This is a genomic window from Methylovulum psychrotolerans (genome assembly GCF_002923755.1).
In the GTDB taxonomy this organism is placed as follows: Bacteria; Pseudomonadota; Gammaproteobacteria; order Methylococcales; family Methylomonadaceae; genus Methylovulum; species Methylovulum psychrotolerans.
On sequence record NZ_PGFZ01000005.1, the window covers coordinates 1 to 14,495 of the forward strand.

The following is a 14,495-nucleotide window of genomic DNA, read 5'->3' on the forward strand; positions in this document are numbered from 1 at the left end:
ATTTTATTCTCCCCACCCCAACCCTCCCCATCAGGGGAGGGAGCAGTCCACCTTGACAAGCCTTAGCTCTTCGTAAATCTTTCCCACTATTTCGAGGTGACTTTATGAAAAACTTGATGATCGAGTTATACCACTCATCTTAAGCGCCTTAAACCTTGAGCGTTAAATTATCTCACCCAAGCTTTGATCCGCTTAACTTAACCGCCAGCCCCCAAAACCCCACAAGGCACCGCAAAGTCCAGATGATAATGCTCATCATGGCGCACCCACGGCTTCTTGGTAGAAAACACCAACTCCCGTTGCAGACGCGCCCCCAACGGAGTCTTGAACAATTCCTTTTGCAATTCATTATCAAAAATAACCCGCGCCACCTGAATGCCCTGCCCGGCGGCGGCAGCTTTTAAGGCCAGCAAATGCGCCGCCATCGCCGCATAATCAATCGTCAAACCGTCATACTGCCCCGTGCCGACAAACTCAATACCATAACCGAACTTATTACCCACACTGCGCGGCAACGCCACCGACTCGCCCGCCGCATTAATGACCGGGACAAAAAAATCCACCGACAAACCGTTCTGATGGCTCTTATGAGGCCGGAACCGCCCGCCGCTTTGCCACCCCGACTCGCCATACACAAACACCTTAGAAGGCAACTGCACCGCCAACGCCTGATAAGCCGCCACTACCGTGCGGTACACTTGGCTATGGACATAATTACGCCCGATCAGCACCCCCGCCCCACTGTAAACCGAGAAATTCTGCCCGGCACTGGGCAACTGCCAGCCGTTCGCCAACGCCCCGTGGGCAGGCGTACCATAACAACGGCTTTCCTCAGCGGCAACCGCCGGCCCAGTGCAGGACAATAACAAGATAAGCAAACAAAATCCGCGCATAAGCAACCACACCCATTAATCATTTAACTTAACCCTCTCCCAACCTCCCTCTTGTCAGGGGGAGGAGTTTCTTCCCCTGATTTTCGCCTGTACGACGGGAAAGCCGTTCGCTCCCTCCCCTGCGAAGGGGAGGGCTGGGGTGGGGTTTAACACGCTGAGGCGTAATGGAACGCCTACTTAATTTCATATACGTTACTTATCGGCCTAGCGTATTTATTCACCCCCCTTGCCTATCGACCCACACCCCGCTTATCATTACCACTACTGTATTTTACCCCCCACCCTACCGACAGCACCCTTAAGGAACCTTATGTTTAAAAGCTTCGCCGCCGACGTGCTCGGCCTCAGTGACATCGGCACCATCCTTGCCGTCAAAGATTTTGACAAGGCCGATGTCGACGACTACATTTTCCCTGAAGACAACGAACAAATCTTCGTCGTCATCAAATCCAAAACCGACGAATACTGCTTCACCAACCTAGCCTTCATCCATCTGGACGGCGAAAGCGCCGTCAGCAAAAAACGCACCCTCAACCGCTACCCCTATAGCCATTACCCCATCAGCCATGTGCGCATCGAAACCGCCGGGACGGTAGACCTCGATGTGGAAATTAAATTTAACATCGGCGAAAAAGCCCTGTCGATAGACATCGCCAAAAAACAAATGCCGCAAGTGCGGGATTTATACAAAGCCCTGTGCAGGGCCGCCGAAAAATACCAAGACATCCAAAAACACCTGACGACCCTACAGCAGACCCATGACGCGATCAACCGCATGTTCGCCCTGCACGCCCTGCCCGAACAAGTCGTGCTGAGCCTGCCCGACATCATCTGCCAAACCAGCCAACAAGTCGAAGCCCACCTCAACAGCCGCCGCCACGAGATCCAAGACTACGACTTCGGCCCCATCTTCGCGCGGTATATCAAAAGCTAAAGGGCACAGGTCTTGGAGCGCGGGCATCTTGCCCGCAAAATGCCCGCGTTCCAAAGACAGACCGCCTCACGATGGCAAAACCGCTGTCGGCACATTACGCACCAACAGCCATATTTATGTTACCGCTTATGGCAATCGCTACACCACCATAAAGTCCGCCGCTGTCATCGCCAAACTTTTGCCTAAAATGGCGACCAGCACCGCCGCCCCCGCGCCGCTACCGTCACTATCATAAGACAATACCCCGGAAGCGCTGTTGTAAAGGACATGGTCATTGCCATCCACCACACCGCCAGTACCGACAATTTTGAACTGGTCAGCGGCCAAGCCACCAAGGCTTAACGCGGTAAAAACATTGTGCGCCAATTGGACAGTATCATCGGCGACCGTAAAATCACTGATAATATCAACATTACCAAGGCCTAAGGCGGTATCAAAAACAAAACTGTCTTGGCCTAAGCCACCCGTCAGGACATCCTTACCCAAACCGCCGTCCAACACATCGTTGCCCTTCCCGCCCAACAAGCTGTTATTGGCCGCATTACCCGTCAGCGTGTCGTTAAAAGCGCTGCCGTTGACCGCTTCAATATTCGTCAGCGTATCAAAGCCCGCACCGAGGGTGTTTTGCGCCGCCGTCAGGTTCAGGTTGACGGTCACACCCGCCGTGGCGGTGTAGTAATGGGCAATATCAAAGCCATTGCCGCCGTCCAGCACATCATTGCCCACACCGCCCACCAGACTGTCATTGCCGTCACCGCCCGCCAGAATGTCATTGCCCACCCCGCCGAATAAACTGTTATCGTAGCCATCGCCCGTCAGCGTGTCGTTAAAAGCACTGCCGTTGACGGCTTCGATATTAGTCAGGGTGTCAATGCCCGCGCCGATGGTATTTTGTGCCGTCAGGTTCAGGTTCAGATTGACGGTCACACCCGCCGTGGCGGTATAGTATTGGGCGACGTCAAAGCCGTAGCCGCCGTCGAGGTAGTCGTCGCCGCTGCCGCCGTTCAGACTATCGTTGCCGCTATAGCCCCACAGGGTGTCATTACCCCCCAAGCCGTTGAGGGTATCATTGCTGTCATCATAACCGGACAGGCTGTCATTGCCGCTGGTGCCAGTTAGGCTGATGTGCGCCTTGATGTCCGCCAAACCCCACACAGTGCCATCGCTGAACTGGAACTGCTCGATGCTGGCACTTGAATAAAAGTAACCGCCGATAGTCAGCTGGCTGCTGCCATAGGTCAGCACCAAGTCATAGCCGTAGCCGTAGCCCCTGCTGACTTGGCTGATGTCGGTGGCAAGCATGTCGGTAAACTTGACCACATCGGTGCCGCCCATATCACCAATAATATCCATCCCATCGTTTTTGGCAATCAGGTAGGTGTCATTACCATCGCCGCCAAATAACTCGTCATTACCGGTGCCGCCATTGAGGATGTCGTTGCCTTTATTGAGAACAGAGCTGTAAGGGCCACCATTGCCATAAAGGGTGTCATTGCCGGCAAAACCATTGAGCGTGTCGTTGCTGTTGTCATAGCCGTATAAGATGTCATCGCCGCCAGTCCCTTGCGACACTTTTAGGCTGATGTCCGCCCAGTCCCACACCGTGCCGTCGCTGAACTGGAATTGCTCGATGCGGTTGTTTGCAAAATTAAAGTAGCCTTGGACAGTCAGTTGGCTGCTGCCATAGCTCAGCGATAAAGTAATACCGTCGCTACTGACTTGGCTGATGTCACTGACCAGCATATTGGTGAACTTGACCACATCGGTGCCGCCGTCATCCCTAATAGTGTCCAGCCCATCGTTTTTGGCGATCAGGTAAGTGTCGTTACCCAAGCCGCCAATCAACTGGTCATTACCCGTGCCGCCATTCAGGATGTCATTACCACCAAAGCCATAGAGGGTGTCATTGCCCGCCAGGCCATTGAGGGTGTCGTTGCTGTCATCATAGCCGTACAGGCTGTCGTCACCGTTGGTGGGGGTCTGGATGATTTTGGCTTTGATGTCCGCCCAGCTCCACACCGTGCCATCGCTGAACTGGAACTGCTCGATGCGGTAGTCTGTTGATATAAAGTAGCCGAGGACAGTCAGTTGGCTGCTGCCATAGCCCAACAACAAATCTTTGCCATAGAAACCGGTATGGCTGACTTGGCTGATGTCGGTGGCGAGCAGGTCGGTAAACTTGACCACATCGGTGCCGCCGTCATCATTAATCTCATCCACCCCATCGTTTTTGGCGATCAGATAAGTATCGTCGCCCAAGCCGCCAATCAACTGGTCATTGCCCGTGCCACCATTCAGGGTGTCATTGCCTTTATAGCCCCACAGGGTATCATTGCCCGCCAAGCCGTTCAGGGTATCGTTGCTGCCGATAGTCCCGTACAGGGTGTCGTCACCGCTGGTGCCGGTTAGCTTGAGGTGCGCTTCAATGTCCGCCCAACCCCACACCGTGCCGTCGCTAAACTGGAATTGCTCGATGCGGTTGTTTGCAGAATCAAAATAATGTTGGATAGTCAATTGGCTGCTGCCGTAGCTCAGCAACAAATCGCTACCGTAATTGGCGCTGCTGACTTGGCTGATGTCACTGGCCAGCATATTGGTGAACTTGACCACATCAGTACCGCCTTCATCATAAATCGCATACACCCCATCATTTTTAGCCACCAGATAAGTATCATCGCCTAAGCCGCCAACCAACAGGTCATTACCCGTACCGCCATTAAAGATGTCATTACCAGATGTACCATAGAGATTGTCATTGCCAGCCGTGCCGTTCAATGTACTACCCGCAGTGCTGGCCTGAGATGTATCGCCATTATAAGTCGCCATTATCTATCACCTTAAAAGTTACAAAAAAATACCCAGACTATAGACTCTAACCCGACACCAAAACAATGTCTAGCCAATACTGTGAAAAAACACCCACATTTTGGGTAATCGTTAATTTAGTTGCCCACCTTAAGTACGTTAACCAAAGCCAACCTACGCCACCAACAATTGCCCCAACAACCTCAACCACAACAACGCCAGCACCACCGTACCCGCCAAAAACGCCAGCCGCCGATGCTTTAGGCCGTTATGGCCAGTATGGATATAAGCATGGGCCACCCGTGCCGCCACAAACAGCCAAGCCAACCCCAGCGATAGCCAATCCGTGTTCCGGGTGACAATAACCGCCAAACAAGCCACATAAAACAGCACCGGCATTTCAAACAAATTCGCGTAATGCTGGGTCACCTTCGCCAAACCGTCCGGTAGCTTAGCCCCCCGGTTCAGCAGAAAATACCCCGGATTCAGCACACCCTCCTTAACCGCCTTAATCCGTAGCCTCAGCATCCAAATTCCAATGACAAACGTCAGCAACACCATCGCCACCATCGGATAAACCATCAAAGCTTGTTGCATTTAACCTCCCGACACGTTATTTATACACTGACACGCCTAACCCTAGGCGATTAACCGCCCACATCCGCCATCTTCCTGATGCCGGAAAATCCAGCCTGAACCTTACCGATTGGGGTTTCCACCTATACTTCAAACGGTCAAGTTTTCGGTTTTTTGGTAGGGTACGCTGTACCCTACGGTGAATTATAAAAGCCGAAAACTTGGCCGTTCACAGTATATCAATCGTCATCCAACGGGTCAGAACGCGGCTATTAACAACCAAAAGAGGAATAGTAGGCCTTCACCGAGCTAACAGACCTATCCGCCGCCAACGCCACAGTAATAACCAGATTTGACGCAACACAGAAACTACTTGATAAGCCTACGAAACAATTCCGCTCACCCTCATTCCCCGCCTCACAGTGGCCACCTAGCCCTTCGGCAAACGCCACCACGTCCGCCAGTTGCGACCCGACCGGAAAACGCACCGCCAAAGCCGCATTAACAACAGGAAGATTAGAGCCATTACCGCCCCCAAACAAAAGGGCCTTGGCGATTTCTGCCCGATGATTCTCCTGGTAGAAGACAACCCCCACCACCAAACCCGCACAAACCACCGTCATCAATCCCAGTGCCCACCAAAACACCCGCCAACCGCCACGCTTTTGCATAAACCGCCTATAGTTTTCCAGATTAACGCTCAAGACCCGCCGCCTTAACAGGGTGTAGAGGATGTCCCGGAAAACGGCGCACAAACAACTCCAACACCAAAAACGGCGAAAACAACGCGCAGGCACACACAGCCAAAATAGCCATCGCCATTACCGTACTGGGCGGCACAGCCGCCAAAGCGCTTAAGGCCGCCGCCAACGCCCCCAGCGCAAACGGTGCCAGCACCGCGCCGCCGCCCCAGAGCAACCGCTCACGCAAAGCCGCCCGCCGCCGCATCAGCACAATGGCCACCGCCACACCCAGCGGAAACAGGGCGAACCCCACCAGCACAGCAAACAAAGCCAGCAGTAATGCCACCCCGAACAGCGTGTCCATCTTACAATCCCAAGCTCAAAGCCTAATCATCCAAAGACACTTTTTTAAATGCCGTCTTATGCCAATACACCATCTCCGTACCGCCCGACTCATAAGGCCCCATAATCAACGCCCCGCCTGCCTTAACCGTCATCTTTTTAGGCTCGCCTTTGGCGCATTCCCAATAGCCCTTCCCGCAAGCCGTCTCATACTCGCCCTTCTCCGCCGCCCGAATACTGATAAACTGCGGATTGATTTTGCCAAACTGGTCTTTGAACACCTCATACTGGGCAAATCCGCCGCCTTTTTGGCTAAGGAACACAAACACCCCCCAGTCCTTACGCGCCTCATCATACAAAATCCACGCCTCATCCTTGACCGCGTCGCCATTAAAATGCCCGCTGGTATGGTAAGGGATAGGATAATCGGCCTTAAACGCTAGCCAATCCTCGGTCATATCCGCCTTGGTCGGCTGGCACCAACCCGCCGGAATATAAGCCTCCGTCCGGTGGCACGGCTTAGCCTTACCACTGACCCCGCCCGCCTCAGCGGCCATTACGCCAAACCCACCCGCCACAACCAACAAACCCGCCACTAGCCTCTTCATGCCATCCCCATTTGCTTTTTAATTTAAGTAAACCCGTTAACCGATAAGTAGGTGTGCATATATTTTTTAACATTCGTGAATTCAACCCCACCCCTCCCCTGCGAAGAGACTCCCCTTCGCAGGGGAGGGAGCATTTTCCCCGTCATACAGGCGAAAATTAGGGGAACAAGCCCCTCCCCCTGGCAAGGGGGAGCCCTTCGGCTTCGCTCAGGAGGGAGGGGGTTCAGAGATACCAATGTTAAGTGTTAAAAGATATATGCGCACCCGCTTATTGCCCCCCAAACCCACAACCCTACCGTACCGGATTAGCCGTCTTGCCCGCATACGTTTCCGCAACCCCCTTCCACAGCTTATCAAAATCGCCGATCATCTGCCGGAATGCCTGCTCCTCCGCTTTCAGGCGCGAACTGTCTATCGCCGCCTCACTAGACCACATAGAAGCCCGTTGCTGTTCAGTGGCCGTCGATTCCGCCGTGCCATAAACAAAACCGGTACGGACATCAACCAACACACACGCCGCCGTAGCCGTGACATGCGCCTCTTTATTAGGCAAGAAGCCCAGCGAAATCAACGCCAACGGCCCAATGTCGGTGCTCTCGACCGTAAAATGGGTGTCCACCGAATACACCAACAGCATATCCGTCTTCAAACTCGCCGCCGCCAAACGCAAATCCTTCATGGAATCCGGCGTTTCAGGCAGCAACATCCGGCTCATCGCCGCAATGCCCGCAATCATCGGCAACCGAGACAAGCGGCTAACCTCCTGCTCCGCCTCAATATCACGGGCCGTCAACACACAATACCGCCCATTGCCATAGCATGAAAGATGCCCCGAATCATAGCCACTCGCCTGAATCCGCGCCACCGCCAGCCGCGCCGGAAAGGATGCCGCCGGTTCCCGCTTCATCAATTCCGCAATATCCGCATCCGCTTTCGATAAATTGCCTATATTGATACCCGCACCCGGCGTTTGATAAGTCGCACAACCCGACACCACCAACGTAAACGCCAGCCCCACCATTGCCCATACCTTCCTCACCGCCATTACCTATACCTTCTAAAAATGGAAACGTTTACCCCTAAAGCCAGCCTTTTACAGAACCGCCTTAGGGCGTGGATATTTAAGCACAGCCCATCTACCAGGGAGTTGGCAAAGCCAATGCACCCCGCACAACAGCAAAAAAAACACCATTTTGTCGGAAAAGGGAAGTGACGGAAACGAAAAAACCGCCGGCACCTTCGGAAGAACCGTGACCCCCACGGCATAGTAAAACAAAGCGACCCATAAAAACCCCGACCTATACCGCTTGCCGATCAAAGAGCCGATGCCATAACAGAAAGACATCATGTCAAAAAACACCCCCAGCAACAGCATGGCAATGCCTATATAAGCCATTAATAGCCCCTAATGTATAGCCGCTAAAAAGGTTTTGATTCAGACAGCTCTTCCCGAATTAACCAATGCCCTGTTGCATCAGGCGCAACCAAAATTGAAATAGGGCTGTAATAGCTTTTTAGGACAGAAAAACGCGTCGCCTTTATAAGAACCCCCGGCGCTTGCTCTGTAAACGTTGTGTCCGAATAAGTGTTGTAATCACCCTTAACCTTAGCTAAAGGCATTGCGGCCTTAATTAACAGCTTATATTTGGGTGCAGGAATCGTCATTTCGCGTACCTGGCCCGTCGGATAAGTCCGCTTATTTTTTATGATCGCGTCATCCGCATAAAGCGCCGCAATACTGGAATCGAAAGCCGATTCAAAAGCGGCATAGCGCTCAAAAAGCCTTTTCGCTTCATCCGTATTATCTGCAAACGCCGCTAAAGAGAACGCCGCCAGCAAAAACATCGCCAATGCACTAAATAATTTCATCTGTAGATCCACTTTGTTTATACTTAACAATATCAGGCAAATGCTAAAGGATACAAGTCTTGGAGCGCGGGCATCTTGCCCGCAAAGGCGGGCAAGATGCCCGCGCTCCAAAGAGCAAACCGCCTCACGATCAAAACCAATAACCGAAGCCCTCTCCCGTCACTTTACCGATCATAAAACCATGCCATAAAATCCCCTGCAATATCGGGAGTCATTTCTAATACGGCCTCCGCGACCGCACCAAACCCCTGTGATGCCGCAACGGCTGAGAGCGCACAACCAAGCAAGCCCGCATCCCATTGGCGGTCAGCGGCAGCGGCAACCAGTGCGGGCAACTTTTTTAACGCCGCAAAGTAAGCCGTTGCCAATTCCTGTGGAATCGGCACCGAATGCTTTTGGCGGCTTATTTCGACCCAGGCAGGAAATTGAAAATAAACCGCATCCGCTGTTGCTGGCGCGTAAGACAAAAAATTGACAATATGAGGGACAGCCGCAAACGAAGCCGGGTAAACCTCACCTTGATGAGCCAAAGCACTCCACAGAGAAAACCAAGGTTCCTGTCCGTTTTCCGCTGTCGGCAACCGCTCAAACTGTTTGAGAAGGCCGGGTATATCCGAAGCGCAACCATAGGCATGGGTCAATTCTGACCATTTTGGGCTATCAAGATCCAACATCATGCTGACCCACCACTAACGCCTCAAAAATCCACCTGCCCCAACGGCCAGTCTTTCGGCTTACTATACATCCACTTCTTATAGTCAAAAGGCAGCGTCCATGTCTTCGGCTTAAGCTTTTTGCCTTTCACCGTCCCCGTCACCGTAACCTGCACCGGATAGACTTTTTCCGTGTTCTTGCTGCTATCTATCACCAACGTTGAATCGACAGACCCGGTATGCCGTTCGCAGGCCTTATCCCCGCAACTGCCCGTATTATCATAACTGGCATTAAAATCTGCGAGATTGCTGATTTTGTTGCCATACGGCGCAAGCAGCACATACCAACTGTAAAAGACCCCTTGATTACCGCCGCCCGTAGTATTTTGCCAACCCCAATAATCCGACGGCCCCAACAAGCTGAGTTTCCAATCCGTAGGCGGCGAACCGAATTCGCCCATCGGGATTTTCGGGTCGCTGGCGATAAGCTCCGCCTTACCGTTATGCTCCTCCACCACAAACGCCCCGACCAAACCCGACAAAGCATGGGCGCTAATCGCTTCGCCCTGCGCATCCACCGCCTCACCCGTGACCAACAAATACAGCCTGTTGCCCGTGGCGGTGCCGCGCTGATCGGCATGATCCACCTTCATACAATAGCTCTGCCCGTCATCCGTTGTCGGCCAACAGCCCTTGGCGCTACGCTGACCATACACCTTATCCAACACCGCCTCCGCCGACAACTCCGCCTGCGCCACCAACGGCACAGCCAACGCCAACCCAACAGCACAAACGGCAAATACTTTACGGCCTTGCATATACGGACTCCTCTTCTTTATCGGGTTATGGTTACAGCGCTTCGCTAGTAGCAATCTGGGAGCGTGCATAAAATTAAGTAGGCGTTCCATTGCATCTCTGCGTATTAAACCCCACCCCAGCCCTCCCCTTGGCAGGGGAGGGAGCAAATGACTTTCCCGTCGTACAGGCGAAAATCAGGGGGAAAAACGCTCCTCCCCCTGCCAAGGGGGAGGCTGGGAGGGGGTTGCCGTACTTTCGCCTGTTCGACAGATTTTATTTCATGCCCGCGCCCCCCAAACATCACTTAAAAATTAAATGTCTCACTATCCCAATGCGGGAAAATAAACTGGCGGCTTCGCACCGACACCTCCGTGTCGCCCGTAGCCGTCCAACTCCAATTAAACCCATCCCCCTCCCGAACCTGCTTTCTGTCCGTCAACACCGCCTGACCATAATTAAAATCAATCCGCCCCGGCTTAATGACATCAAATTGGAATTTCACACTATTCGTCCCGTCCTGCCGGGTAATAGTGACGTTATCCAGCACCGCATAATCTAAAACCACATTGTTATAGACAATGCCCAACACAAGCACCAACGCCACCGAAGCCAGCACAAACAGCGAACGGTAACGCTGCTTGGCAACCGTCGCCTCTTCGAGTTTTTTCTCTAACGAAACCGCCATAAATTTAGCCTATCTTATGTTGTGGCAAAAGCTTACACCGCCCGAAGGCTTAAGACGAAACCCAAAACCGTTGTTTAAAAATGGGCTTTAACACAGCCCATTACCCGGCACTGGCTACTTAATATGCACGGTACTTATTTAAGAATAAAACCCCACGTTAGCGTTCCTTTGCGACCGCTTCCGCCAACCGCCGAATTAAGGCGGCTTGAAGCAGCCGCCGCCCCTCTTCTATAGGCAGTTCAGAATAATAAGGCCCCGCCCCCTTCACCACAATAACAATCACCTTGTCATCCCGCTCAATCTGCACACGCGTCCGTATCCCCGCAATATTAGATTTTCTGAAATAACCCGTTTCAAGCGTCCCCTCTGACACATCCAAGTAAGTAATTTGCTCGTCCCAATCCCTTACCCCAACATCTTTTATCGCTCCTGACAGATCCAAGTAGGGAATTTTCTCGTCCGAATCCCTTGCCCCAACATCTTTTATCGCTAACGCCACCGCATCAAGCACTTCCTTGTTTATCAAAACCGTGTTGAACGGTATTTTCGAATGGCTCTCAGGCATCAACACCACCTTTTCCAGCATCCAGCAACCCGTTAGCCAAACAGTGGCAAACAGCAAGAATAATCGGGAGATTCCTAACGTAGTCATCAGCATAGCCTACTGTTGTGGTTAAAGGCGTACACCCGCCCAAAGGCTTACCGCATAGCCCCAAAGTTGCCCCGACCGACTATACAACAACAAAACCAACAATAAAATGAACAATTACCACTTAAAACGTGAATACTTCACAAAAGCAATAAGCTGGTGAATAGGGTTTTGATATGTAACACAAAAGCAGGCGCAAAAAGTTTTCTCGGCAGGGCGGTTAAGGCCGATTTTTTTACAACACAAGGCCTACATTCAGAAAACGGGCTTCGGCTCCGCTCAGCCAACGCCCCACACACCCTGAGCGAAGCCACATTCCCTGTGCGGTGCCGCTCCCTTCCGTTCCCTGAGCGAAGCCGAAGGGAAAGGAAGGGGACGGCACAGCTCAGCACAGCTCAGCACAAACCTAATCCGCCAAGCTTAAGCGTTCTTCCCAATTAGCCAAACCCTCACCGCCCAAGTTTTTGGCTAATTGATCTAAAGCTTGTAATATTTGCGCTAAGCCGATGTGTTTGGCGATACGGTAAGCCTGTAGCCAAGTGGACAAAGCTTGTTGCTGCTCCTTATTTTGCAAATGGATAGTCCCGATATTAAACAAAGTCACACATTCGCCCGCTGTATCGCCGATGGCTTGGCGGATTTGCAGCGACTGTTCCAAGTAGCCCAAGGCGGCACCATAGTCGCCTTGGGCATCATAGATTTGGGAAATATTGTTGAGGGTCGAGCCTTCGCCTCGTTTGTCGCCGATGGCTTGGCAGATTTGCAGCGACTGTTCCAAGTAGCGCAAGGCGGTGCCGTAGTCACCTTGGGCATAGTAGATTGAGGAAATGTTGTTGAGGGTCGAGCCTTCGCCTCGTTTGTCGCCGATGGCTTGGTGGATTTGTAGCGACTGTTCCAAGTAGCGCAAGGCGGTGCCGTAGTCGCCTTTTGCAGAGTAGATTAGGGAGATGTTGTTGAGGGTCGTGCCTTCTTGGCTTTTGTCGCCGATGGCTTGGCAGATTTGCAGCGACTGTTCCAAGTAGCCCAAGGCGGTGCCGTTGTCGCCTTGGGCAACGTAAACTTGGGAAATGTTGTTGAGGGTCGAGCCTTCGCCTCGTTTGTCGCCGATGGTTTGCCGGATTTGCAGCGATTGCTCCAAGTAGCGCAAGGCGGTACTATAGTTACCTTGGGCAACGTAGATTAAGGAAATGTTGTTGAGGGTCGTGCCTTCTTGGCTTTTGTCGCCGATGGCTTGGCAGATTTGCAGCGACTGTTCCAAGTAGCGCAAAGCGATGCCGTAGTCGCCTTGGGCATCGTAGATTTGGGAGATGTTGTTGAGGGTCGAGCCTTCGCCTTGTTTGTCACCGATGGTTTGCCGGATTTGCAGCGATTGCTCCAAGTAGCGCAAAGCAGTGCCGTAGTCGCCTTGGGCGAGTGCAATTGTGGCAAGATTGTTGAGGGTCGTGCCTTCGCCTTGTTTGTCGCCGAGTTCTTGATTGATTGGCAACGCTTGTTGGTAATAAGCCAACGCCGTTGCATAATCACCGCGTAAATCCTGAATCAGTCCCAGTTGGTTATAAACAACGCTTTCGCCTTTTCTGTCGCCTAACGCTTGGCATATCGGCAACAAGGCTTCATACAAGCCCTTGGCTTCATCATAACGGCAAAGCTCATACAAGCGATTAGCCAGAAGCTCTGTGACTTCAGAATACAAACGTTGTTGCCCACCCAGCTTGGCGACCCGACTCAGTTCCGCATGTTCTTCAAAGCCAATGGCAGGACTCCACCACAGCCCATACAAACCCTCAGCCGCCAAGCTATAAATCTCCTCTTGCTCCCCTGCATCCAACTCCCCCACCAACAACGGCAACAACAAACGCGAGACAAAACACCCCGCCGACGACGTTTCCACCAAGCCCACCGCCCGTGCCGCGTGCAAACAGGCCGCAAAATCCGGCAAATCCAGCACCGCCGCCAAGACGGTTTCAGGGATAAACACCTCAAACAACGCCAAGCCAGCAATCAGTCGGCGGGTGGCGGCGTTTTGGTAGCTCAGCAAAGTCGCCAGCAACAACTCTTCCCGAAATTCAGCTTGTTTTTCCGCCAATCGCGCAAACAGCGCGTCCGTATCCAATTCAGAAGCCACCACTTGATAAAGGCGTTCCAATAAGCGCGGGTTGCCAGCGGCCAGTTGAATCGCCTGTTGCTCTTGGGCCAGCGTCGTGGTGTCCGGCTTAGGCGGTAAATAACTTAAGCGTAAGGCGGCGGTTTTCTTGTCCAAGTCCGCGCCTTGGAAGGAGCTTAAGGCGATGTCGGCCAGCCGTAACGGGGCGGTTACTGCCACCGCATAGCGGCTGGTGATAAGGACACGGCTGGGCGAACCCGTTTGCCGGATAGCGGTCAGTAAGGCGGTGATAATCGCGTAAGCGGTAGGGTCTACGTTCTGGTAATCATCAGCGCGAAAATTCTGCTCAAAATCATCAAACACAAACAGCGCGGCATGGAAAGCGTCAACGCGCTGAAAAATCTGCCGCAACCGTAGCGCCAACGCTTGCGGCTGGTTAAGGATGTCGTTAATGGCGGCGGCGTATTCGGGCAAGTTATTGCCCAGCAAATCACGCAACACCGTTTCATCTATTTTGCCGTGGGCAATACAGCGCAGCGGCAGGTAGTGTTCCAAACGTTGGCAAATACGCACCGCCAAGCTGCTTTTACCCAAACCGCCCATACCCGTCAAGACCACACCATCGGCGTAATCGGCCTCACCTTGCTGGCGACGCAAAATCCGCAACGCCCGTTGCAACAGCCGCCGCCGACCGACAAACGCCTCGCGCGGGCAGACACCGATCTTAACGTTATTATCCAAAAACTCTTGGTGGATTTCCCGCACCGCCCGCCGCCGCCCCTTAATGGCCAAGGCAGTCAACGGCGTGTCGTCGCTATAAAAGCGCAATAAATGCCATTGCGGCTTATAAGTGGGGTCTGTTTGCAGGATACGTTGTTCTTCGCGGTACAGTGCTT

The 14,495-nt window shown here is 52.8% G+C and carries 14 protein-coding genes; 1 reads left to right on the top strand and 13 read right to left on the bottom strand.

The annotated features are described in order from the left end of the window. Positions 1-197 precede the first annotated feature (197 nt). Entirely contained in the window at positions 198-878 is a 681-nt protein-coding gene (locus AADEFJLK_RS11800; protein ID WP_249028032.1) for a penicillin-insensitive murein endopeptidase, read from the bottom strand. A 325-nt stretch (positions 879-1,203) separates the two neighbouring features. Between AADEFJLK_RS11800 and AADEFJLK_RS11805 the strand changes: the two genes are divergently transcribed. Next, complete coding sequence (locus AADEFJLK_RS11805) at positions 1,204-1,827, top strand: PH domain-containing protein (protein WP_103974422.1); 624 nt, start codon at positions 1,204-1,206, stop codon at positions 1,825-1,827. Between the two features lie 138 nt (positions 1,828-1,965). On the opposite strand, the gene AADEFJLK_RS11810 is transcribed toward AADEFJLK_RS11805, so the two are convergent. From AADEFJLK_RS11810 to AADEFJLK_RS11870, 12 genes are all read right to left on the bottom strand, one after another. After that, positions 1,966-4,653, bottom strand: a complete 2,688-nt coding sequence (locus AADEFJLK_RS11810) for a calcium-binding protein (protein WP_103974423.1) — start codon at positions 4,651-4,653, stop codon at positions 1,966-1,968. Positions 4,654-4,806: 153 nt separating this feature from the next. After that, complete coding sequence (locus AADEFJLK_RS11815; protein WP_088620628.1) at positions 4,807-5,229, bottom strand: MAPEG family protein; 423 nt, start codon at positions 5,227-5,229, stop codon at positions 4,807-4,809. A 251-nt stretch (positions 5,230-5,480) separates the two neighbouring features. Beyond that, a complete protein-coding gene (locus AADEFJLK_RS11820) occupies positions 5,481-5,912 on the bottom strand; it encodes a hypothetical protein (RefSeq protein ID WP_170065100.1) in 432 nt (143 codons plus the stop codon). After that, positions 5,902-6,255 (bottom strand): hypothetical protein, encoded by a 354-nt coding sequence (locus AADEFJLK_RS11825; protein WP_088620626.1) that lies wholly within the window; start codon positions 6,253-6,255, stop codon positions 5,902-5,904. The genes AADEFJLK_RS11820 and AADEFJLK_RS11825 overlap by 11 nt, the downstream gene beginning before the upstream one ends. A gap of 22 nt (positions 6,256-6,277) precedes the next feature. Further along, positions 6,278-6,841 carry a hypothetical protein gene (locus tag AADEFJLK_RS11830; protein ID WP_103974425.1) on the bottom strand — a complete coding sequence of 188 codons (564 nt, stop codon included), beginning with the start codon at positions 6,839-6,841 and terminating at the stop codon, positions 6,278-6,280. 292 nt (positions 6,842-7,133) lie between these two features. Continuing rightward, the gene (locus AADEFJLK_RS11835; RefSeq protein WP_211299207.1) at positions 7,134-7,886 is read right to left on the bottom strand and encodes a hypothetical protein; all 753 of its coding nucleotides are present in this window, start codon (positions 7,884-7,886) and stop codon (positions 7,134-7,136) included. A gap of 374 nt (positions 7,887-8,260) precedes the next feature. Next, on the bottom strand, positions 8,261-8,722 hold the full coding sequence (locus tag AADEFJLK_RS11845) for a hypothetical protein (RefSeq protein WP_146054571.1): 462 nt from the start codon (positions 8,720-8,722) through the stop codon (positions 8,261-8,263). 152 nt (positions 8,723-8,874) lie between these two features. After that, complete coding sequence (locus AADEFJLK_RS11850) at positions 8,875-9,387, bottom strand: hypothetical protein (RefSeq protein WP_211299208.1); 513 nt, start codon at positions 9,385-9,387, stop codon at positions 8,875-8,877. A gap of 20 nt (positions 9,388-9,407) precedes the next feature. After that, a complete protein-coding gene (locus AADEFJLK_RS11855; protein WP_103974427.1) occupies positions 9,408-10,181 on the bottom strand; it encodes a hypothetical protein in 774 nt (257 codons plus the stop codon). Between the two features lie 284 nt (positions 10,182-10,465). Beyond that, positions 10,466-10,846: a hypothetical protein gene (locus AADEFJLK_RS11860; RefSeq protein WP_103974428.1), complete on the bottom strand. Its 381-nt coding sequence runs from the start codon at positions 10,844-10,846 to the stop codon at positions 10,466-10,468. 157 nt (positions 10,847-11,003) lie between these two features. After that, the gene (locus AADEFJLK_RS11865) at positions 11,004-11,498 is read right to left on the bottom strand and encodes a hypothetical protein (RefSeq protein ID WP_146054572.1); all 495 of its coding nucleotides are present in this window, start codon (positions 11,496-11,498) and stop codon (positions 11,004-11,006) included. A 403-nt stretch (positions 11,499-11,901) separates the two neighbouring features. Continuing rightward, on the bottom strand, positions 11,902-14,495 hold a 2,594-nt coding region (locus tag AADEFJLK_RS11870), incomplete at its 5' end, for a tetratricopeptide repeat protein (protein ID WP_211299209.1).

Bases quoted from the DNA above. Each gene is read 5' to 3' on its own strand.
- AADEFJLK_RS11830 (WP_103974425.1), bottom strand. From the start codon at position 6,841: ATGAAGAGGCTAGTGGCGGGTTTGTTGGTTGTGGCGGGTGGGTTTGGC.
- AADEFJLK_RS11825 (WP_088620626.1), bottom strand. From the start codon at position 6,255: ATGGACACGCTGTTCGGGGTGGCATTACTGCTGGCTTTGTTTGCTGTG.
- AADEFJLK_RS11835 (WP_211299207.1), bottom strand. From the start codon at position 7,886: ATGGCGGTGAGGAAGGTATGGGCAATGGTGGGGCTGGCGTTTACGTTG.
- AADEFJLK_RS11810 (WP_103974423.1), bottom strand. From the start codon at position 4,653: ATGGCGACTTATAATGGCGATACATCTCAGGCCAGCACTGCGGGTAGT.
- AADEFJLK_RS11865 (WP_146054572.1), bottom strand. From the start codon at position 11,498: ATGACTACGTTAGGAATCTCCCGATTATTCTTGCTGTTTGCCACTGTT.
- AADEFJLK_RS11805 (WP_103974422.1), top strand. From the start codon at position 1,204: ATGTTTAAAAGCTTCGCCGCCGACGTGCTCGGCCTCAGTGACATCGGC.
- AADEFJLK_RS11850 (WP_211299208.1), bottom strand. From the start codon at position 9,387: ATGATGTTGGATCTTGATAGCCCAAAATGGTCAGAATTGACCCATGCC.
- AADEFJLK_RS11815 (WP_088620628.1), bottom strand. From the start codon at position 5,229: ATGCAACAAGCTTTGATGGTTTATCCGATGGTGGCGATGGTGTTGCTG.
- AADEFJLK_RS11855 (WP_103974427.1), bottom strand. From the start codon at position 10,181: ATGCAAGGCCGTAAAGTATTTGCCGTTTGTGCTGTTGGGTTGGCGTTG.
- AADEFJLK_RS11860 (WP_103974428.1), bottom strand. From the start codon at position 10,846: ATGGCGGTTTCGTTAGAGAAAAAACTCGAAGAGGCGACGGTTGCCAAG.